The organism is Microcoleus sp. CAWBG58 (assembly GCF_020883045.1).
GTDB lineage: Bacteria > Cyanobacteriota > Cyanobacteriia > Cyanobacteriales > Microcoleaceae > Microcoleus.
This window is the reverse complement of sequence record NZ_JAHRFA010000007.1, coordinates 48510-69056: the sequence shown is the minus strand read 5'-3', so window position 1 is coordinate 69056 and position 20547 is coordinate 48510. Positions and strand designations below refer to the sequence as shown.

Annotated in this window: 21 protein-coding genes; 10 read left to right on the top strand and 11 right to left on the bottom strand. The window is 45.0% G+C overall.

Features of this window, described 5'->3' with window-relative positions:
• Nucleotides 1-50: 50 nt before the first annotated feature.
• From QZ918_RS04550 to rpaA, 3 genes are all read right to left on the bottom strand, one after another.
• Nucleotides 51-1526 (bottom strand): chlorophyll a/b binding light-harvesting protein, encoded by a 1476-nt coding sequence (locus tag QZ918_RS04550; RefSeq protein ID WP_527250386.1) that lies wholly within the window; start codon nucleotides 1524-1526, stop codon nucleotides 51-53.
• A gap of 128 nt (nucleotides 1527-1654) precedes the next feature.
• On the bottom strand, nucleotides 1655-2692 hold the full coding sequence (locus tag QZ918_RS04545; protein WP_293331616.1) for a chlorophyll a/b binding light-harvesting protein: 1038 nt from the start codon (nucleotides 2690-2692) through the stop codon (nucleotides 1655-1657).
• 472 nt (nucleotides 2693-3164) lie between these two features.
• Nucleotides 3165-3902, bottom strand: a complete 738-nt coding sequence (gene rpaA, locus QZ918_RS04540; protein ID WP_293153650.1) for a two component system response regulator RpaA — start codon at nucleotides 3900-3902, stop codon at nucleotides 3165-3167.
• Between the two features lie 218 nt (nucleotides 3903-4120).
• On the opposite strand from rpaA, the gene QZ918_RS04535 reads away from it, so the two are divergent.
• Nucleotides 4121-4270 carry a hypothetical protein gene (locus QZ918_RS04535; protein ID WP_293331613.1) on the top strand — a complete coding sequence of 50 codons (150 nt, stop codon included), beginning with the start codon at nucleotides 4121-4123 and terminating at the stop codon, nucleotides 4268-4270.
• Between the two features lie 339 nt (nucleotides 4271-4609).
• On the opposite strand, the gene QZ918_RS04530 is transcribed toward QZ918_RS04535, so the two are convergent.
• From QZ918_RS04530 to QZ918_RS04510, 5 genes are all read right to left on the bottom strand, one after another.
• A complete protein-coding gene (locus QZ918_RS04530; RefSeq protein WP_293331610.1) occupies nucleotides 4610-5560 on the bottom strand; it encodes an FTR1 family iron permease in 951 nt (316 codons plus the stop codon).
• A 412-nt stretch (nucleotides 5561-5972) separates the two neighbouring features.
• A complete protein-coding gene (locus tag QZ918_RS04525; protein WP_293153590.1) occupies nucleotides 5973-6407 on the bottom strand; it encodes a ferritin-like domain-containing protein in 435 nt (144 codons plus the stop codon).
• Between the two features lie 116 nt (nucleotides 6408-6523).
• The gene (locus tag QZ918_RS04520) at nucleotides 6524-7255 is read right to left on the bottom strand and encodes a hypothetical protein (RefSeq protein ID WP_293331607.1); all 732 of its coding nucleotides are present in this window, start codon (nucleotides 7253-7255) and stop codon (nucleotides 6524-6526) included.
• 15 nt (nucleotides 7256-7270) lie between these two features.
• Complete coding sequence (locus QZ918_RS04515; RefSeq protein ID WP_293331604.1) at nucleotides 7271-7744, bottom strand: hypothetical protein; 474 nt, start codon at nucleotides 7742-7744, stop codon at nucleotides 7271-7273.
• 65 nt (nucleotides 7745-7809) lie between these two features.
• Nucleotides 7810-8445 (bottom strand): hypothetical protein, encoded by a 636-nt coding sequence (locus QZ918_RS04510; protein ID WP_293331601.1) that lies wholly within the window; start codon nucleotides 8443-8445, stop codon nucleotides 7810-7812.
• A gap of 518 nt (nucleotides 8446-8963) precedes the next feature.
• Between QZ918_RS04510 and QZ918_RS04505 the strand changes: the two genes are divergently transcribed.
• From QZ918_RS04505 to QZ918_RS04495, 3 genes are all read left to right on the top strand, one after another.
• Nucleotides 8964-9890: an energy-coupling factor ABC transporter permease gene (locus tag QZ918_RS04505; RefSeq protein WP_293153578.1), complete on the top strand. Its 927-nt coding sequence runs from the start codon at nucleotides 8964-8966 to the stop codon at nucleotides 9888-9890.
• Nucleotides 9883-10542 carry an energy-coupling factor transporter transmembrane component T family protein gene (locus QZ918_RS04500; protein ID WP_293153575.1) on the top strand — a complete coding sequence of 220 codons (660 nt, stop codon included), beginning with the start codon at nucleotides 9883-9885 and terminating at the stop codon, nucleotides 10540-10542. Before QZ918_RS04505 ends, QZ918_RS04500 begins: the two co-directional genes overlap by 8 nt.
• Before the next feature lie 133 nt (nucleotides 10543-10675).
• On the top strand, nucleotides 10676-11410 hold the full coding sequence (locus QZ918_RS04495; protein WP_293331598.1) for an energy-coupling factor ABC transporter ATP-binding protein: 735 nt from the start codon (nucleotides 10676-10678) through the stop codon (nucleotides 11408-11410).
• Nucleotides 11411-11507: 97 nt separating this feature from the next.
• Here the strand turns inward: QZ918_RS04495 and QZ918_RS04490 are convergent, their stop codons facing one another.
• Nucleotides 11508-12512: an ion transporter gene (locus QZ918_RS04490; RefSeq protein ID WP_293331595.1), complete on the bottom strand. Its 1005-nt coding sequence runs from the start codon at nucleotides 12510-12512 to the stop codon at nucleotides 11508-11510.
• A 244-nt stretch (nucleotides 12513-12756) separates the two neighbouring features.
• Between QZ918_RS04490 and QZ918_RS04485 the strand changes: the two genes are divergently transcribed.
• Nucleotides 12757-13761, top strand: coding sequence for a 2-hydroxyacid dehydrogenase (locus QZ918_RS04485; protein ID WP_293331592.1), 1005 nt, complete (start codon nucleotides 12757-12759; stop codon nucleotides 13759-13761).
• A gap of 196 nt (nucleotides 13762-13957) precedes the next feature.
• Nucleotides 13958-14395, top strand: coding sequence for a CAAD domain-containing protein (locus QZ918_RS04480; protein ID WP_293331589.1), 438 nt, complete (start codon nucleotides 13958-13960; stop codon nucleotides 14393-14395).
• Between the two features lie 231 nt (nucleotides 14396-14626).
• On the opposite strand, the gene aroA is transcribed toward QZ918_RS04480, so the two are convergent.
• A complete protein-coding gene (gene aroA, locus QZ918_RS04475; RefSeq protein WP_293331586.1) occupies nucleotides 14627-15982 on the bottom strand; it encodes a 3-phosphoshikimate 1-carboxyvinyltransferase in 1356 nt (451 codons plus the stop codon).
• Between the two features lie 445 nt (nucleotides 15983-16427).
• Here aroA and QZ918_RS04470 point away from each other — a divergent pair, with 445 nt between their 5' ends.
• On the top strand, nucleotides 16428-16931 hold the full coding sequence (locus QZ918_RS04470; RefSeq protein WP_293153557.1) for a hypothetical protein: 504 nt from the start codon (nucleotides 16428-16430) through the stop codon (nucleotides 16929-16931).
• Between the two features lie 376 nt (nucleotides 16932-17307).
• Here the strand turns inward: QZ918_RS04470 and QZ918_RS04465 are convergent, their stop codons facing one another.
• Nucleotides 17308-17790 (bottom strand): hypothetical protein, encoded by a 483-nt coding sequence (locus tag QZ918_RS04465; protein ID WP_293153554.1) that lies wholly within the window; start codon nucleotides 17788-17790, stop codon nucleotides 17308-17310.
• A 263-nt stretch (nucleotides 17791-18053) separates the two neighbouring features.
• On the opposite strand from QZ918_RS04465, the gene QZ918_RS04460 reads away from it, so the two are divergent.
• The 3 genes from QZ918_RS04460 (at nucleotide 18054) to QZ918_RS04450 (ending at nucleotide 20389) form a co-directional block, all read left to right on the top strand.
• Entirely contained in the window at nucleotides 18054-18731 is a 678-nt protein-coding gene (locus QZ918_RS04460) for a superantigen-like protein SSL4 (protein WP_293153551.1), read from the top strand.
• 253 nt (nucleotides 18732-18984) lie between these two features.
• Complete coding sequence (locus tag QZ918_RS04455; RefSeq protein WP_293153548.1) at nucleotides 18985-19284, top strand: putative quinol monooxygenase; 300 nt, start codon at nucleotides 18985-18987, stop codon at nucleotides 19282-19284.
• A gap of 301 nt (nucleotides 19285-19585) precedes the next feature.
• A complete protein-coding gene (locus QZ918_RS04450) occupies nucleotides 19586-20389 on the top strand; it encodes an MOSC domain-containing protein (protein ID WP_293331583.1) in 804 nt (267 codons plus the stop codon).
• The last annotated feature ends 158 nt before the right edge of the window (nucleotides 20390-20547 follow it).

Genomic DNA, 20547 nt, shown 5'->3' with positions numbered 1-20547 from the left:
AACAAAGTTCTAATTTCTTGCTTAAATTGGATTCAGATTCTATTTTGAACTCAGTTCACAACTCCTCGGAAAATTGCATCAATGCCAGCAAAATTGTCTAGCAGCAAATAAGCAAGGAAAGCTCCGCTCGTACCTCCGAGCAAAAAACCGCCCCGGAATAAACTCCAATCTTCCGAGGTTTTGTGCCAGTAAAGAACTTTACCTGCTTCGATGTTCCGATTCTCGTAAATCGAGAGGCCCATTGCTAAAATCAAGACTAATGCCAGTGTTGCCAGCAATGCTGCCAGAGGTGCTAAACCTTTTTCTTGCAAAGGCAGCAATACTGCAAAAGCTCCTACCAGGAAATAGCCGTGAGCCAAGCTAACTTCTAATCCCCTAACTATGGGAGACAATCCCTTGCGGTAAATCGGCAAATTCCGCAAAAAAGTTACAGTCGTGTCAGAAAAACTTACGGTTGTCGTTGCACTTGCAACTGGAACCATAGCAGGAGTTGCCGTTACAAATTCGCCCGATCGAAAATCAAACCCCGCCGCTTTTGTACGAACGCGCAGGGCGTGCCAAATATGACCGGAAAGCGCCAAAATCGCTAAGATAAAGTGGCTTGTTGCCAGCCAAGTCCGCGAAGAAACTACTGTGGCTTCGGGGCCTGTCAAACCCACAGGGCCGTAGAAAACTTCTGGATAAACTGTGTCATTTACCGTCACAAAGTAGGCTGCCAAAAAGCCCATGTAAGCCAGAGCGCCTAGGCTGTAAGAAAGGTAAGCTTCTCCCGACCAAAATAGGACTCGCTGGGCCCAAGCAAAAGGCTTGGTGAAGATATGCCAGAAACCGCCAATGATGCACAGCAAGCCAACATAAATGTGACCGCCGACAACATCTTCTAAGTTGTCAACTGCTGCCATTCCTTCCGGGCCGTGTACGGGCAAGAGATAGCTAAAGATGCGGGCGGGATTGAGGGTTGGTTCGCTAATTATCCGTACATCCGCGACGTGGGGATCGTAAAGACCTCCCCAAAATAAAGCTTTTGCGACTAGCAGCCAAGCACCAGCACCTAATAGTAATAGGTGAATGCCGATGATGCTGGTCATCTTATCTTTGTCTTCCCAGTCGTAGCCGAAGGAACCAAAGAAAGTGTTGTTTTGTGGCAATACTTTCGGGCCGAGCAAGGAGTGGTAAAGGCCGCCGGCACCAAGAACTGCGGAGCTAATTAAATGCACAACTCCGATCGCAAAATAGGGATAGACATCAACAATTTGACCGCCTTTACCTACTCCTAAACCCAAACTTGCCAAATGTGGCAGCAGGATTAAACCTTGGTCGTACATGGGCTGCTGCGGATTGAAATTGGAAATTTCAAACAGGGTCATTGCCCCTGCCCAGAGTACAATCAAACCTGCGTGAGCTACGTGAGCTCCTAAAATACGTCCTGAAAATTCTGTGAAACGGGCGTTACCAGCCCACCAGCCATACTCGTTTTCGGAGTTTTCCGGTTCTGGGATTAAATTCGGTTCAGCTATTGCTTGCATTTTCGCTTTCCTCTAATTTCGGTGAATTGGAGTTGCCCAAAAAACCCGGTTTCTCACAAAAGTCGTCGCTTTTTTCGAGAAATGTTGGTGCAGAAACCGGGTTTTTGACCCCCGCGCGTAAATTCTGATTAACTGGCCGCATTCGCTGCAACTTGGTTCGCGACTTCGCCTTTGCGGAAGTCAAATCCTGCTGCTCGTAAAGCGTGCCAAATATGTCCTTGCAAAAAGAAGAAGGCTAACCAGAAGTGCGAATTTGCTAGCCAAGTTCGAGAAGTCAAAACTTCTCCACTGTCGAAATAGGGATATTGCTGGATGCCAATTTTTAAAGCTGGGCCGAAGAATTCAACTGGGTAAACCAGGGTGTTGGCTGAGACAAAGTAGGCGGCGATGAAGCCCATTAAAGCTAAAGCGCCGAGACTGTAAGAGAGATAAGCTTCTCCTGACCAGACGAACAGGTTTTCTGTCCAGGCAAAAGGCTTGGTGCGAATGTGCCACAACCCGCCGACTATGCAGAGAATTCCTACCCAGATATGGCCGCCGACAACATCTTCGAGGTTGTTAACGGAGGCAATCCAGTTTTTGCCGCCTGCACCGAACAGGTAGCCAAAAATCACAGTCGGGTTGAAAGTCGGTTCCGAAATAACGCGCACTTGCCCGATCGTGGTATCATACAAACCACCGAAATACATTGCTTTGGCCACCAACAAGAAGGCTCCAATACCTAACAAAACTAGGTGGATGCCTAAGATGGTGGTCATTTTGTCTTTGTCTTCCCATCTGTAGCCGAAGAAAGGAGTTTTTTCTTCGAGGGTGGCTGGCCCTTTGAGGGAGTGGAAGATGCCGCCGAAGCCGAGAAAGGCTGAGCTGATGAGGTGTACGACACCAATTTGAAAGTACGGATAAGTATCGACAATTTTGCCTCCGGCTCCGACACCTAAGCCGAGTCTGGCTAGGTTTGGTAGCAGAATCAAGCCTTGTTCGTACATGGGTAATTCTGGGTTGAATCGCGAAAGCTCAAACAGGCTATAGGCTCCCGCCCAGAGGACTATGAGGCCGGCTTGGGCGACGTGAGCGCCCAGCAAGCGACCGGAAAGGTTGATTAAGCGGGCGTTGCCGGCCCACCAGGGAAAGGTTTCTCCTTCGGCTGGGAAGGATTTTTTGGCCATGCTTGTCACGGCGAGTTACCTCTTGAGAACAGTGTCAATTGAGTCTTAAGCTTGTGGAGCTTATTGATATAGATAATCAACAATTTTGCTGGCTGAGTCAAGTCTTTTTGATAAAGTTTTTCATTAATTTTGGTTTAGATATGTAACAAGGCTGCGGAAAAGACTGTTTTATAAGGGTTTCATGGAGTCGGAGGGATCGATAACCAGAGTTTTTCTGATTGGTATGGATTTAGCGATCGTGAAATATATCTAGATTTATTGATAAAGAATTTTACTAAGGTGTTGCAATTGACCAAAAACCTCCAGGGTACAAAGCCCTCGATACAGATTCTGCATTATTCCTAACATCCGTTAAATCCGTTACAGAATCCGTTGCCGAACTTTCTTCCTTTCAAATCAAAAGCCTGAGAACACTTGCTCTCAGGCTTTTTTAGCTAGATTTTTAATTGCTCGTCGCATCTGGGGCGCTAGCTCAAGCAGAGGATTTGCTTTCCTCGGCGACTTGCTCGTTGCTCGGCAATTCCAGACAATAACCCGCGCCGTATACGGTTTTGATGTACCGAGGATGGCGGGGATCTGGTTCCATCTTGGTTCTCAGATGTCTTATGTGTACGCGAATTGTTTCGATGTCGTCGTCGGGGTCGTAGCCCCAGACTTCTTTGAGAATTTCGCTGGGAGAGACTGTCTGACCGTGGCGCTGGAGCAAGCAGTGCAGCAACTCGAACTCTAGGTGAGTCAGTTTGACGGTATTAACGTACCAAACAGCTTCAAACCTTTCGGGGACAAGAGTTAGCGGGCCGTAATTCAGGATTTCTGAGTGTTTGGCAGCTTGGGGGATGCGGTCTGTGCGCCTCAGCAAGGCTCGCACTCGTGCCAGCATTTCTTCTAGTTCAAAGGGTTTGGTCAGGTAATCGTCGGCGCCGGAGTTGAAGCCTTCTACTTTATCTTGAGTTTGACTTAAGGCTGTCAACATCAAGACGGGTATGTCGGCGGTGCGATCGTCACGCCGCAATCGCTGACACACTGTGAATCCGTCTACTCTAGGCAGCATCAGGTCTAGCATGATCAGGTCGGGGAGCATTTGTATTGCTAGTGCCTGACCTTTGATGCCGTCTTCTGCCTGGGTGACTTCGTAGCCAGCCATTTCTAGGTTGACGGCTACGAGTTCGGCGATCGCCGCGTCATCATCAATAACAAGTATCCGAGGCATCATCATTTATCTCACCGCTAACCAGATGGCGGAGGCTACAGCCTTCTGGGGGTTCCAGGTAACTTTAAGGAGCAATTTTTTAATTTTAAGCTGCATTAAGGATTATAAGGTTCATTAAGAACTTTTAGGGTTCTGTAAATATTCTTGTACTAATTATAAGCCCTCTTGAGCGCATATCAGAAAACTGTTCGCCAAAAATCTTGCTGGGAGTCGATTTTTTGCCGACAAGAACAGTTTCCGGTTTATTCTGGGTTTGCCTGGGACTTCAGGCAATGGCGCTAAGGGTAAGCTGCTGCGGGTGTCAGAGGTTGTCTGTGGCGATCGACCCAGAGAGTGGAATTCGGATAGAGGATTTGGCGACTCGATAACGGGTCATTGAAATATACGGCTTAAATGCTGTAACACTTAGGCCCCGTTTTTGAGACATCTGTTAACCGCTCGTTGTTAACTTTTAAAATTTTGTTAGGTTTAGTGAAAAAATTTTCTTTTTTTTGAAGATTGCCACTTGCTTTTTGTCGCTATTGACGGTATTATTAAATAATAGAAATATAAGTATTTATCAAAAAAATAAACTATATTGCCATTATTAAATAGTATCATACATAATTCAAATAATCAATCCCCCAGCCGGAAAATTTGAGAGGATTTTTTTACGATTGCCTTGGAGCAGCCAAGAAAAGGATAAAAACTGGTAGTTAAGGCTAAGGCTACTGAGGGGGAGCAGGCTGAGTATTTTTTGTAGGAAGAGTCGCTTGAGGGGTTAATTTTTGGAAGTAAAGACCGCCGACTGTTAGTAAGAATATTGTATAACCAACAGCTTGCAAAAGATAGATTCGATCGCGGTATCCAAAGAGCGCTTTGAGAATCACTCCCGGAAATTGTCGATCGGGCAAAACTCCGGCTGCATTCCACACCATCGGGCCTAAAATACAAGAGTGGAGTTGTGCAGTGCGATCGTAAAAAACACAAATTGCTGCATACTGGCTATCCGTCTGGGACAAAATGGCAGCGGAGGCGTCAAAATGTTTGAGTGCAGAGACTGCTAAACCGGCGACGATTAGCAATAATAAGATTCCCATAAATTTGAAAAACTGGCGGATATCTATTTTGACACCCCATTTAAAAATTAGGGAACCAATGATTGCAGCCCCAAGCAAACCGCCCACAGCACCTAAAGCTGGAGTTAAACCTTGTTGAAATTGAGCGCTGATAAATATAACTGTTTCAAAACCTTCGCGAAGTACGGCGATAAATATTAATCCGAATACGCCCCAACCGGCATTAGTATTTTCTTTTAAAGCGGCGGTGACGGCGCCTTCGACTTCAGCTTTGAGAAAGCGGGCTTGCTGAGTCATCCAAATTAGCATCCAGCTTAGCATGGCGATCGCAAAAATTCCCAATACGCCTTCTAATAGCTGTTTAATTACGGGTGCATAAGGCTGATTTGATGTTGATAGTGCTGCGAGCAATCCATTGAATAAAACACCGACAAAACCGCTAGCAGCAATGCCTGCTGCGATACCTGCATAAACCCAAGAATTGAGGTGAGTTTGGTCGGCTTTTTTCAAGCAAGCTAGGACAATTCCGACGACTAAGGCGGCTTCTACGCCTTCACGGAGAGTAATTACAAAGGTTGGGATGGCTTCAGTAAAGTTCATTATATGGTTATTGGTTATTGGTTATTAGTTATTGGTTATTAGTTATTGGTTATTAGTTATTGGTTATTAGTTATTTGCAGTACCGTGAGCGGAGTCGAAGGGTTATTGGTGATTAGTCAAATAGTCATAGGTTATTCAGAAGCTGCTATCTATCGCAATCAATAACAACTAACAATCAATAGTCCGGACAGTTTTCAATGACCAAGGGTAGAATGGGGGTTCTGGGCTCCAGCCTCTGTGAAATATTAACGGTAGAATGAGGCTTTGGGTCGCTGCTCAAAAAACAGTCCGGGGTATTGAACAATAGCAAGGTGCGTCGCTCCGAGATCATCTATTTTTTTAAGGGATTCAAGGTAGCCACGCACCCTACCCTTAATGACTAATGACTAATGACTAATGACTAATGACTAAATCAACTATAATCCCGCAGCATTTTTTTTAGTTCCACTTGGTGCAATTCTTCTTGTCCAATTAGGGTGCGGGCGTATTCTTCGAGATAAACGCTGGAGTCTGTGACGACTTCAAGTAAGGATTTATACTTTTTGAGCGCTTTTTTCTCGTGATTTAAACTTTCTTCCAACAAGTCTTTGATGGAGTGTTTGTATGTTTCTTCGATGGGGGCAATTTTTTGGCTGGGATGTCCGTCTAAACCTGTTAAAATTTCTCCGGCTTGTTGGGCGTGGAGTAGGGATTCGGTTGCTTGTGCTTGAAAAAACTGCACGATGGGAATTCGGTTTGGCCCTGTCACCATGAGTGCATAGTGGGTGTAGCGCACTACTCCTGCTAGTTCCCATTCCATGATGGTGCATAGCAGTTCTTGGGTTTTTTTCTCGTCAAGTTCTTTCATTTGTTGTCTGAGAGGTAGAATGCTTAACAGGGTGGTGTTTATAATATCACATTTTAGTTAACAAGCAAAAGTAAGGTGCAAATTATGCACCTTACGAGACGGATGTTGTATCTGAGTTAGGGGTTAACTTCTAAGGTTCCAGTAGGTGCAAATACTACTGTCAATTTAGCTACGGGTATTGCACTGCTGCTGGTAGTTTGGGCAGATTTGAGCAGATTTGGCAGGGGGGTTTCTTGGGTGTAATCCTTGGCTGGTTGGTTGAGGGGCTCGAAGTTGCCGATCGCCCCGTCTTGACTTGCACTGACTCGATAGACTAGATTTTGAGTAAATGTGGGAGTACCTTGCCACGTTTGATTTATGCGATCGTACACTTTTAGAGCTAACTCATCTAGTTTGGTGCGATCGGTAATTTCCGCTGTCTGATTAGTGACCTCAACCGCCTGAACATCCTGCTTACCCGCTGACACAGGTAAAGCTTGGACAGTCTTATCTGTAGGGCTACTTGCAATAGCCGTTTCAGGAGACTTATTCGCAACAGGCACAATTTCAGGAGACTTTTCAGGCAGTTTTTTTGTACTATCAACCACTAAAGCCGAAGGTGCTGGGCTACTGGCAATAGCTGGTTCCGCTACCTTAGCAACAATGCTAGCATCTGCCACCTTCTTCGCGGGTTCTTTGCCCTCAATTGTCAAAGACTTGACATAAATACCACGAAACTTTTCCATTTGAGTGACGCGCCACATAGCAATGGGATAAGTCACGCATCCAAGAGTAAAAACTCCTACACAACCCCAAACGAATTTGTGCATCTCCCTCGCCGGAAGTGGCTTATTTTGTGTTTCCATCATCAAACCTCGTATTACTTAAATTAACGGCAAATAGGGGAACAAAGGATGCCAAGACATAGCTGTGGCAGCCACTAGCAAAGCAGATGTCCAGAAAAATATGGTCCGACTTTTAACACTTTTATGCTTCCAAATTGCATACAGGATTGGCCAACTGATCAGCCAACCGATAAGCAACATAGTTTCCTTGCCCGTGTAACTGCCGATATTTCCCCACATTTCATTGCCAGTTTTGCTTCCGGGAATCCAAGTGCCGAGATTCCAAAGCATTTCGTTTATCTCTTTGGATGTGTCCCCTAAGTGGTGACTCACCATCATTGTGAAACAACCAATGCCAGCACTAATTAATGCAGCAGCAGCCGGGCCAGAATTACTCGGCGGAGTTGCTGCTCCCTCAGCTAATCCTTGTGGAAATTCTTTGAGATTGCTCCAGATTTTGCCGTAAATAGGTTCATTTGCCGCTGATTTGTCGCGGGATAGCTGTCGAGTCATTTGAGTATTTCCTAGATTGAGTTATTAGTTATTAGTTGTTAGTCATTAGTCAAGCTAAAAACTAACTAGAGAGCGCGAATTTTGGCAACACCAAGTCCGCTCACCATGCCACCCATTGCAAAAAACATGATTCCCATCAAAGCTACACAAGTAGCTGTTAAAACTGGGCGGTTCTTTTTCTCTAAAATTGAGTCGCCGTAGTACCACAAAATCCAGGTGCAAGCTGCTGCTAATGGCAAGGTAAATAGCACGGTAAATTCGTGGTATTCCATCAAAACATACTGGACTAAAGGTGAGTTTGATTTCAGCCAAGCGCGAGCTCCACCAAAATCTGCGCCTGCTCGATAGCGCATATATGATAAGTTGCCAGTAGCAATGGCTAAAAAACTCAAAAGAGTTGACCAAAAGGCTAATGTACGCATTTGCGGCAAAATTTTACCGACTCCTCGTAGCAAGGGAAATGCTAAGTGTCCGGTATAAGCCATGACTACTAATGCCAACATTGAACCCATGCCATGAATGGTTCCCATCCACCGTTGCCAAGGGCTGGGATGGAGTACGTTAACGAAGGGCATAAACAGAAATAAACCAGCGGATAAAATACTCAGCCCATAGACGGAAACTTGAGCGATATCTAATTGTCTGGGAAATTCAGATGGAATTAAATCGGTAGTTGAATCTGGTGTTGATTGTTGTACCACTGCTGGGCCTCCTTGAGTTTGGATTGTTCAGGAACTTATTTGAGAATAATTGCATCAGTTTTTTGATGTTATTGAGAATTAAGCCGCACGGAAAAGACCGATCGCACATTCACGCGATCGATCGCCTTAAAATACTGCTAAAACGACATTAACTAGCAATAGAATCCGGCTTTTTAGTTTTTAGAGCACCCAAAACTTTTAGTTTTACTAGCTAATGAGCATTTTTGCTGCTTCTTTTAAAAAGCTAGTAATGCAAGTTATTCTCAAAAACAGATAATAAAACTAATTATTGACTTTCAGTCTTTTGTTAATTTTATTTTAATATTTGCATAAAAGCCTTACTGTTCATGAATTTTACTGCCTGGTCGATCGCGAATTATTGATAATAGTTATCAAAAAGCCGATAATACGTGGCTTCTGAAACCAAAATCGGCAAAAATCCCCCCAGAGGGGATTGTAAAGTTTTGTAAAAAAGAGTTGACTAAAAGGTTGGGAGTTCTCATGTTTTGGAGATATCGATGCACATACCTGATGGTTTTCTTTCACCGCCCGTAGCAATTGCCACGGGCATAGCAAGCGCAGCAGTTATTGCAGTTGCCCTAAATCGAACCCGCGCCAGTCTTGGGTTGCGACAAGCTCCTGTCATGGGTTTAACCACGGCTTTTGTGTTTGCGGCCCAGATGATTAACTTTCCTGTAGCAGGTGGCACCAGCGGGCACTTGTTGGGAGGCGCGCTAGCTTCCGTGGTTTTGGGTAGCCCTTGGGCGGCAACTCTGGCGATGAGTACGGTTTTTATAATTCAAAGCGTCTTGTTTGCCGACGGGGGCATCACCGCACTGGGAGCGAATATTTTTAATATGGGGCTAGTCGGAATTTGGGTGGGTTGGTGGCTGTTGCAGCCATTGCAGCAACTATTGGGAGGTTCCAGAAATCGCTTGCCGCTAGCTGCGGGGATTGCGGCCGCCCTCAGTGTTGTGTCCGCTTCGATTTGTGTGGCTATTGAATTGGCAATTTCTGGTACAGTACCGCTGAATATCGCATTGCCAGCAATGGTAGGCATACATATTTTAATTGGCATTGGTGAAGGGCTAATTACAGGCGGCGTTTTAACTTATCTCGTGAAAGTACGGCCGGATTTGTTACCAGGAGAACAGCCACAATTACAGAAATGGCTAGTGCCAGTAATTGGAGTTTTATTAATTAGTGGTGTGCTTTCGCTGTTTGCTTCAAGTTGGCCTGATGGGTTAGAAGCGGTAGCAGAACAATACGGTTTTAAAGATAAAGAAGCTGTGGCGATTGAGATTCCAACTCCTCTAGCTGGTTACGGTGTTAAAGGATTAGAAGAACAACCAATAGGTACTAGCATTGCTGGAGTTTTAGGCTCTGCTATTTGTTTCGGTACGGCTTTTGGGATTGCTCAGTTGGTGAAATCTAAAGATGCTTAAATTATCAATACCTTTTCGATTGCGACTGTCTCTCACAATTGTGATTGGGATTGGTTTTATGAAAATGGGTGCTTGGCTGTGGCTGGGCATCTATGGGGCGATCGCACTTTTTTGGTCACTTTGGCTGAAAGCACCGCTGCGAACCCTGCTGCAACTATTAGGAGCAGAATTAATTTTCCTCTCCTTATTAGTGCTACCCCAAGGTTGGGAACGAGCGAGTTTTCTGTTGCTGCGTTCCCTCATTTGCCTGCTAATTATGAACAGTTTTCTGCTAACTTTGCCGCCCCACAGTTTCGGAATTGCCCTGAAAGGATTGCCCCTACCAGCAGGCTTACAAGAGATTGTGCTTTTAGCTGGACAATACTTAGAAATATTGCTCGCAGAAGTCAACCGGATGAAACGATCCGCTCAACTGCGAGGTTTGTCGGGTAGCGTAGGATGGCTGAGATACGCCAGTGCTTCAATGATAGGAGCTCTTTATTTGCGAAGTCTCGATCGCGCCGAGAGAGTCCACGCAGCCATGCTAATTCGCGGCTACAAAGGAACTTTACCCACCGAGTCAAAATCAACATCAAAAGAGCGATTCTGGCTCACAGTCACGATTTTAACCGCAGTCGGATTAACAATAGCTTCTTATGGGAATTGGGCATAGGGCATTGGGAATTGATTAATTCGTGCATCTATATTTTAACTTTTTACCTTTTACCTTCTCAATTCCTCTCTCTGCGCTCTCTGCGCCCTCTGCGGTTAAAAACTCTTAATCCCAAAATCGAGGTAAACAAAAATTGACTAATCTCAAAATGACGCCAACAATCGAAGTGCAAGACTTAGTATTCGGATATCCGCAGCAAAAACCTGTATTGCAAGGAATTTCCTTCACCTTACAACCGGGAGAAAGAGTTGCTCTACTTGGTTTAACAGGTGCTGGCAAAAGCACTTTACTGGAAAATTTAATCGGCTTGAAAATGCCTCAATCTGGCGAGGTTATAGTGCAGGGAATTAAGCTAGAACAGGCAACTTTATCGGAAGCGCGGAGGCAGATTGGGTTTTGCTTTCAAGATGCTAACGATCAGCTATTTATGCCAACTATTTTAGAGGATGTGATGTTCGGGCCGCGCAATTATGGGGTATCTTTGGAGATGGCGCGCGATCGGGCTTTAAGCTTATTAGACGAATTCCGTTTGGTAGAATTTGCTAACCGTTCGGCCCACGAGCTTTCTGGGGGTCAAAGAAGGTTAGCAGCATTAGCGGCTATTTTAGCATTAGAGCCGGCAATTTTAATTTTAGACGAGCCAACAAATGGACTAGATCCATCGTGGCGTAGGCATTTGGCTAAGGTTTTGTCGCAATTGCCGATCGAGGTAATTTTGATCGCTTCCCACGATTTGAACTGGATTGGGAAAACGACTCAAAGGGCGTTAATCTTGGCTGATGGTCAGATTCGGGTGGATGAACAAACTCAAGAATTGCTCAAAGATAGATCGACTCTTGAATATTACAATTTACCGCCAGATTGGTAATTAGTCATTGGTTCGTAGTGAGGACTTCAGTCCTTCAGGAATGCGGACTAAAGTCCTCACTACGAACCTGTAATCGATAGATAATATTTAGCTTCGATTAAAGCTGGAATTTGCGAACAGTTTCGTTGTACAGATGAATAGCTAAATCCCGAAGAACTTCTTCATTCTCAATATGACTTCCTAGCTTCTGTTTCGCTGAGTTGATGCACATTTGCATTAAGTCGGCGGAACTTTCGACGTAAAGCGCGATCGCCCTTTGCTGTTGTTCAAAACCAATCTCGACTTCCCCGAGCATTTGTACCGATTGACAATTAGCAGATTGGTCTAAATTTGCCCCAATTTTTTCTTGTTTTCTCCTTTGCACTTCCTCGGAAAAACCCGAAGCAATTATCCCAGCCGGCAGTGCAAAAATTCCTATACCTAAAAATGCTAACATTGCTCCTAACAATTTACCTAAAGGAGTGATAGGATAAATATCGCCGTAGCCGACAGTTGTCAATGTCACAACTCCCCACCACATTGAATCGAGGATACTTCCAAAAGCTTTTGGATGCGCTTCGTATTCAACAAAATACATGACGCTAGATGCAAATATTAACAGAATGAAAACGGCAAATGCAGTGGCGATTAACTCCTCTTTTTTTGCATACAATACTGCTCCTAGAGTTCTTACAGACTCTGAATAACGGCTCATTTTTAGCAAGCGCAACAAACGGAGGAGTCGAATTAAATTAACGAAGCTTAAATTCGGAAACAATAGCAAGGCGTAAAATGGCAAAATTGAGATTAAATCGATTATGCTTAGCGGTGTCAGACTGTATCTAAATCTTCCCCAAAGTGGGTGGCTGTATCTGCGATCGACGGTACACACCCACAACCTCAAAGCATATTCTATTGTAAACACTAAGGATGAAACAATTTCGATATTTTCCAAAAATACTTTGTACTCCTGCGACAAGTGAGGCGAAGTAGAAGCAATAAAAGCTGCGACATTTATCAAAATCAAACAGGTGATAAAAATGTCATCTAGTAAACTGTAGAAATTCTTGTTTTCTGAGAATTCTAAGATTTCATAAATTATTGTTTTGAGTTGTTTTCGCATCTGAGTTATCCTAAAAACTTAGTAAGTGAAGGCTCGTGCTTTACTATAGTTTAAGCAGTTTTTTTTCTAACGTCACCAGGATTTGCGATCGGGCTAAAAATCGGGTTGCTTCAGAAATGCTATAGTCGCCAAACGCTATATTTCTCAGGGAAGCCAAGTTTTTTGAGGGAATGGGGTGGTGGTAAGGAAAGAGAGTTAATCTGGAAGGAATCGCCAACTATTACTGGATTTGCAGGCAAAAATCATGAAGGTAGCCGTATTCAGCACCAAATCCTACGATCGCACTTTTCTGACAGCAGCCAACGCCGACAAACACGAGTTGGTGTTTTTTGAACCGCGCCTGAACTTGGAAACTAGCGTTCTGACTGCTGGATTTCCGGCAGTCTGCGCCTTCGTTAACGACTCTTTGGACGCAAAAACGCTCCGGGCGATCGCCCAAAATGGCGTTCGGTTGTTGGCTTTGCGATCGGCCGGATTCAATCACGTCGATTTAGCAGCAGCCCGCGATTTAGGCTTAACTCTTCTCCGAGTTCCCGCTTATTCTCCCTACGCCGTCGCCGAACACGCAGTCGCAATGATTTTGTCCCTCAACCGCAAAATCCACCGCGCCTACAACCGAGTCCGCGAAGGGAATTTTGCCCTAGACGGCTTGTTGGGTTTTGACCTCCACGGTAAAACGGTGGGAATCGTCGGAACTGGCAAAATAGGGGCGCTAACTGCCAAAATTCTGCACGGATTCGGCTGTCGCTTGCTGGGATACGATGTTTCCCCAAACACTGATTGCTTAGCCTTGGGGATGGAATACGTGGCGCTGGCCCAACTGTTCGCCAACTCTGATATTGTCAGCCTCCACTGTCCGCTGATACCAGAAACTTATCATTTAATCGGTGCAGAGGCGATCGGGCAAATGAAACCGGGGATGATGTTGATCAATACCAGTCGCGGTCAGTTGATCGACACTAAAGCTGTTACCAAAGGACTGAAGTCTGGTAGAATTGGCTACCTCGGCTTAGATGTGTATGAACAAGAGACGGATCTGTTTTTTGAGGATTTGTCAAATCAGGTGATTCAAGACGACGTATTTCAGCGCTTGCTGACTTTTCCCAACGTCCTGATTACCGGACATCAAGCTTTTTTCACCGAGGAAGCGTTGCAAAATATCGCTGAAACCACGATCGGCAATATCACCGATTTTGAACAAGGACGCACTTGTGCCAATCAAATCGACCTCAGGGAAGTCAAAAAATGAGCCAAAAGAGCGATTTGTCAACAGTGGCAATTGTTTAGAATCAACACATATCGTTATTTTTGCTTGCAATTGGTGAAGCTCTGCCTTAATCTCATCAATTAGCCCCAGTAGCATTAATGCTGTGCTAATTGCCGGATAATCATACTGGCAGTAACTCAAAGCGTGCAATTTTACTTGACAACGGAGGAACTATCCCATGAACCAAGCTAACTTTTCTGACGACACGCAAACCATCACTGAAGTTGTGACTGTAGACCTAGTGAATGAACAGCCGGGGGTCATCACTACAATGACAACCTCAGAAACATCAGAGAGCCAGTCCCAAGATATTAAAGATCGAATTCTCACAATTTTGTCCGAGCTTCCAGCTTATCTCTCAACCTTTTTTGTTGAATATCAAAAACCTCTGGTAACTATTGGTTTAATCCTGGCAGGCGCTATTAGTATTAAGGTAACGCTGGGAGTTTTAGATGCTCTTAATGATGTCCCTTTGGTAGCTCCCTTTTTTGAGTTGATTGGTATCGGATATACGGGTTGGTTTGTCTACCGCTATTTGCTCAATGCTACTAGCCGCAAAGAGTTGTTAACGGAAATTGATTCTTTAAAAGAACAAGTTGTCGGTCGAGATTCTTAATTAGACAGTTGACAGTTGACAGTTGACAGTTGACAGCTCGCTTAGACAAGGGTTGACAGAAGAAAGAGGGAATATAGAGAGCATCTCAGTTTTGCATTTGATATGTAGTGCGAGCTTCCCCGCTCGCGGTCTATATCAGCTCGCGAGCGGGGACAGCACTGTAAAAAAAATGTTTTTTGAAAAAATGACATACTCCCGGGAATATTTTCCAAATCTTCCCCTCTCCCCCTCTCAATTTGGATGGCAAACTTGTTGCAAAGTGGCGGTAAAGTCGGGGTAGGAAATGGCAGCGGCTTCGGCCCGGTGAATGTTAGTAACGCCTGTGGCGCTGAGGGCTGCGATCGCCAAACTCATCGCTATTCTGTGATCGGTGTAGCTGTCAACATCCGCGCCAGTTAACGGAGTTCCCCCGGTAATTTCCAAACCGTCTGGTAACTCGGTAATTTTGGCTCCCATGCGGTTGAGTTCCGCAGCAGTCACGGCCAGCCGATCGCTCTCTTTGACTCGCAACTCGGCCGCATCTCGAATGATGGTAGTACCCGACGCAAAGGCGGAGGCTACTGCCAAAATCGGGATTTCGTCAATCAGTCGGGGAATTAAGTCGCCAGCAATGGTGCATCCCCGCAACTGTGGGGAAAAGCGAACCAAGATATCTGCTACCGGTTCCCCCGCAGCATCTCGCTGATTTTGCAGTTCAATGTCGGCGCCCATCATCTCCAAAGCTTCCAAAATACCTGTACGAGTTGGGTTGACGCCGACGTTTTCGACTACGAGTTCGGAACCTGGGACGATCGCCCCAGCAACTAGCCAAAAGGCCGCCGAACTAATATCTCCCGGTACAATTACATTCTGTCCTTGCAGTTGCGCTCCGCCACTGACTGTCACGCTACAAGTTTCTGGATCGACGGTTAATTTAGCTCCAAACGCCCGCAGCATCCGCTCGCTGTGATCCCGCGAAAGAGAGGGTTCTGTGACTGTAGTATCTCCATGGGCCATCAAACCGGCTAGCAAAATGCAGGATTTAACTTGAGCTGAGGCGATCGGAGAATGGTAGTGAATCCCTTTTAACTGCTGTCCGAGTATCCCTAAAGGAGCTAAAGAATTGCTCTTTCTACCCCAAATTTGCGCGCCCATTTGTTGCAGCGGCTTAATGACGCGCGACATGGGGCGCGATCGCAAAGAACTGTCACCCGTTACCGCATAAAAATGCCCCGGATGAGAGGCTAAAATTCCCAACATCAACCGCATCGTCGTGCCGGAATTACCCGCGTCCAAGACTTCCAGAGGCTCCTGTAACTCACCAATTCCAACGCCCCGGACAGTCACCCGTTCCTCGTTGAGTTCCGAAACCGATGCTCCCAGAAGGGAGAAACATTTAGCAGTGCTGCGGGGGTCTTCTCCTAGCAGCAGTCCCTCAATTGTCGTTTCACCGCGGGCGATCGCACCCAACATCAAAGCGCGGTGAGAAATCGACTTATCGCCCGGAACTCGAATCCTGCCTCCCAGCGACAAGCCCGAGGCAGGTTTTTGAATGCTTAAAGTTTGACTTTCGCTCTGGGGCGAAGTAGTTATAATGGCAGCTTGCATGAGATAGACTAGGATGGGACGGCGTTAGCTATCCTAACCTTTTCCCAGTCCTAAGTCATACCATTTTAGATTTTAGATTTTAAATTTTAGATTGGGGAATGACAGACTGCATAAGGGTTGGGAGCAGGTGGATACAGTTCCATTATTTGCTAAAACTGCGATGGGCTACAGGGGAGAGGAGATACCACTGCATGGATTTTACCTTAATTTCACAATTACAGTCCGTATATCTGCTGAGATTTCAGGTTCAGCTCTGAGTTATCGATCGGATAATTGACTTTGGACTGAAAAAATTTATGTTTCTGACTGCGAGTTGTAGATTTTGTATGTTTTTTAATCAAAAGTTCCGGAATTTGGAGCCGAGAAAATCTAGAATCTAAAATCAAAACTCTAAAATCTCAAATCTCAAACTGCCCGAACCACAATAACTCGTACACTTTTATTTATGCTGACGCACCATCGCAAGCCCGTAAGTTTATCGCTGGTATCCACAGATTTACCTTTGTGGTCAGTTGTTGAAACCGCTGGTACCCTGTATCAAAAAGACCGCGATCGCTTTCACTTGTTGTTGCACGAACCAGCAATACTCGATCGCCAAGTTGCCGACGAATCCGACGACTCTGCCGAGCAAGTCGCTATATTGCCCACAACTACAAAACCCCGGTTGCTGTGGCTGGAAGTTTCGCCCTATCGAGTGATTATGACGATGCAAGGAAACGGCAAGTACAGTTACCGCCACTGCTGGGAACGCGGAATGTACGGCTTGAGCCGTTATTGGCTTCAGGGCGAATCGCTGGCGACTCCCGAACAGTTGCGCCTCCGAAACTTCACCCGCAACTTGACCCTGACAGGCAAGCCGGAACCGGAACACCTGCGGTTAGAATATGAGTTGTGGTCGGAAAAAGTACAACTCGGTTCCTATATTTTGAATCTAGAAATTCATCATTGAATTTTGTCATTGGTGATTGGTTGTGATCTAGGCGATCGCCAAAAACAATAACATCTTGCTGGGTAGTCTAATTGATGTTCTGCTTGTTTTTGTAATTACTTACCAAGAAGAATGGGTTTACCAGAAAGAATTGATTGAAAGCCTCTCCCTTGGGCGTAGAAATTACGATCGGACTATTCATTACTCCAATACTCTGACTTTTAGGTAGAGATCGCTTTCCCATGGTCAACTGTCAACTGTCAACTGTCAACTGTTTAAAGCCTCCTCCTTCGAGGGGGAAATAAAACAAAATTATTCACTGTTTCAATCCTCTGACTTATAGGTAGAGGTCGCTCTACAACTGTCAACTGTCAACTGTCAACTGTCAACTGTTGAATTAGCGATCGCTCTTACAATAATTAATCAGTTTGGCAGTCAAAACATCTTGACTTTTGGCTGCTTGATTTGCCCGCTGTCCGGCTTGGATAATATCTGCTTGAGCTGTTTTGATTTGCTCTCGACCTTCTATACTTGTAGAAGCCCGATTTCCTGCCTCAAGAGCTTTACCTATATCGCCGAGTCCTTGACCCATGTCCCGGAAATATTTAACCGACGGCCCCTGAATTTCTTTGAGGGTTGCATCTGTGATTCGCAAAGCTTCAATTTCTTTAGCTGTCTGGTTCAAATCTTTAGCTAAGTTCTTGCTCGTTGCAGCATCGTAGGTGCCGTTCTTAAAATTGATGAGAGCGCTGCCTTTGGTGACAATTGCAATAAGTTTGGTACACTGGACAGTTCGGTTATCGCCGCTGCAACTAATCGTCAGCGTACAGCAAGCAAAAACTACGAACAGGATGGCAATCTGTTTGCGAAAAAAGTACATGAATCCTCGGTTGCAAAAAGTAAATTATAGGATGTTGTAGTAGAGTGTTTCAGTCGATTTTCCATTTTTAGATTTGAGATTTACTCCTCGATCTGAATCTGGGGGCTTGAACTGGGCTGTAAAATTGGAAGCGATCGCTTGACAGGAGTACGTTGGACGGTATCCGTTTTTTGGCAAGGGCGATCGAGATATCCAGTGTCAAAACACTCCTGCGGCTTTCAGACACGCTCTGCTAAACTAAACTACGTAGCCGTTTAGGAACTATGGTCAAAAACAGCAATAACCAACAGAAGGGCAGCATTTGGGGATATCTTACCCTGCTTTTGCCTATTTGCTTGACGGCGGTTGCCAGTTTCGAGTCGGGAACGATGTTTTGGGCGATCGCCACCACAGCGGGCATTGCTTGGGCTTACAAGCTTTACCAGCAGCAGCAAAAACACAGACTCGCTCATTTAGACTCGGTTTTCTACAGGTTGATCAAGGAAAATCAAGGGCGAGTTACGGCCTTGGATTTGGCGATGAATGCGAAACTCCCCGGAGACAAGGTTCAAGAATATCTCGACGAACGGGCTCTTGAGTTTGCCGCCGATTTTCAAGTAACCGAAGAAGGCGGAATTTTGTATTATTTTCAAATAGCTCCAACTGTCACTCAAAGCGAAATACCTAATGCAACAGTAGCTGTTCAAGAGCCTCCCACAAATCGGGAAAAAGCACAAGATAAAAAACCAAATTTATTTCCGATTGCTCAAACCAAGACTCCTCAAAAGCCCAAAATCTCTTTTACCCAAACGGAACTTTCCCGCAGGTTCAAGGTTCATGCAAGTACGATCGGCAAATGGAAAGTTAAGCCAGAGTTTGCTCAGTGGAGTAGCGAAAAAGACCCGGAGGCGATCGCCTGGGAATATTCTACAGACAACAAGCGATTTTATCCCAAAGATTGAGAAGAAGGTAGAAGGAAGAAGGTAGAGGGAAGAAGGTAGAGGGAAGAAGGTAGAGGGAAGAAGGTAGAATACACCAAGAAAAAAGGTTTGTAGTGAGGACTTCAGTCCTTTCTTGGATGAGGACTGAAGTCCTCACTACGAACCTATTTAATTGTTGTGGTCACCGCAGACATGATATAAAATCGTGTTTAATAGAGTTTGCCCGATAAATATTCGGTAAATTCGATCGCCATATCTGTTGATTTTTTCTCCTATGTCCACACCAAACTTGCGAGTAGTCGCACGCCTCGTAGCCTTTCCCGACAAAGTAGCAGAACTTAAATCTCTACTGCTGAGCATTATGGAGCCAACTCGGCAAGAAGAAGGCTGCATCAAATACGAACTTCTCCAAAATAAAGTTGATCCTACAGATTTTACCTTCGTTGAAGAGTGGGAAAGTGCAGCTTTGCTCGAACAGCATCTCGCTTCAACTCACATTCAAGCCGCCGTGAAGAAATTAGACGGTTTAGCAGTTGCACCTCCAGATATTCGCCGCTATGAATTGCTAGCTTAATTGGTTTTTAGGTTGAGTTAAATTAATGTCTGCGGTGGTTTTATTGTTATCATGGAAACAGGTACGTAGTTGGGCTTTAGCCCTCTTTCATAATATTAGGAAAGAGCGCTGAAGCGCAACTACATACCTTGACTAAAGAGAAATAGGTACGTTGTTGGACTTTAGCCCTCTTTCCTAATATTATAAAGAGCGCTGAAGCGCAACTACATACCTTAAGCATGACAATCAAACTAGCCTGCATAACCTTAATAAAGGTGGAAGAAGATCTCAAGTTAAAATTGTAGCAATTTCCGAGATTTTTATGATAGTAGCAACAGTCAAACAGTTATTTACTTATCCAATTAAAGGACTAACACCGCAAGCAATGTCGGAGTTTGCTTTAACGAAAGGACACGGTATTAAGGGCGATCGCGCTTTTGCACTGCTATTTACAGATTATCTTGAAGGTGCAAAGATGCCCGCCGATAGCGCGTCTTGGATTAGCAAAAAATATTTGGCGGTTCAAAACGATTGGCCTCTGCTAGCAGCTTTGGAATGCCATTATCAACCGGAAACGGCTGTTTTAACAGTCAAGCGTCAAGGAGTTGCAGTATTATCGGCAGAAACGAACACAGCAGCGGGGCGCGATCGCATCAGCACTTTTTTTACCGACTATCTGGCGGCGATTCAACCAACAAAAGAAGCGAGACACCCGCAGCTTGTACCTTTGCGGTTAATCGGTAACAGTAGTGGCGAAACTCGTTATCCCGATCGAGAACCGGTACATATTTCTCTCCTCAGTCAAGCTACACTCGATCGATTAACCGAAGTCGCCCAGCAAAATATAGATGTGGGCAGATTTCGCCCAAACGTTGTGCTAGATGGCATTTCAGCTTGGTCGGAATTTGAGTTGATCGGAAAAAAGTTTCAATTAGGTGCGGCACGGATCGAAGTTACTGCACGAATTGGTCGCTGTGTCAACGTAGAAGTAAATCCACAAACGGGCGATCGAGATATAGCCCTACTGAGTTTACTACAAAAAGAATTCGGTCACGCACAAACAGGAGTTTTAGCCAAAATCATCAACAGCGGTACAGTTAAAATCGGCGATAATTTGAATTCCTAATTGGTTAGTAGTGAGGACTTTAGTCCTTCCATAATTGGTTAGTAGTGAGGACTTTAGTCCTTCCATAATTGGTTAGTAGTGAGGACTTTAGTCCTTCCATAATTGGTTAGTAGTGAGGACTTTAGTCCTTCCATAATTGGTTAGTAGTGAGGACTTTA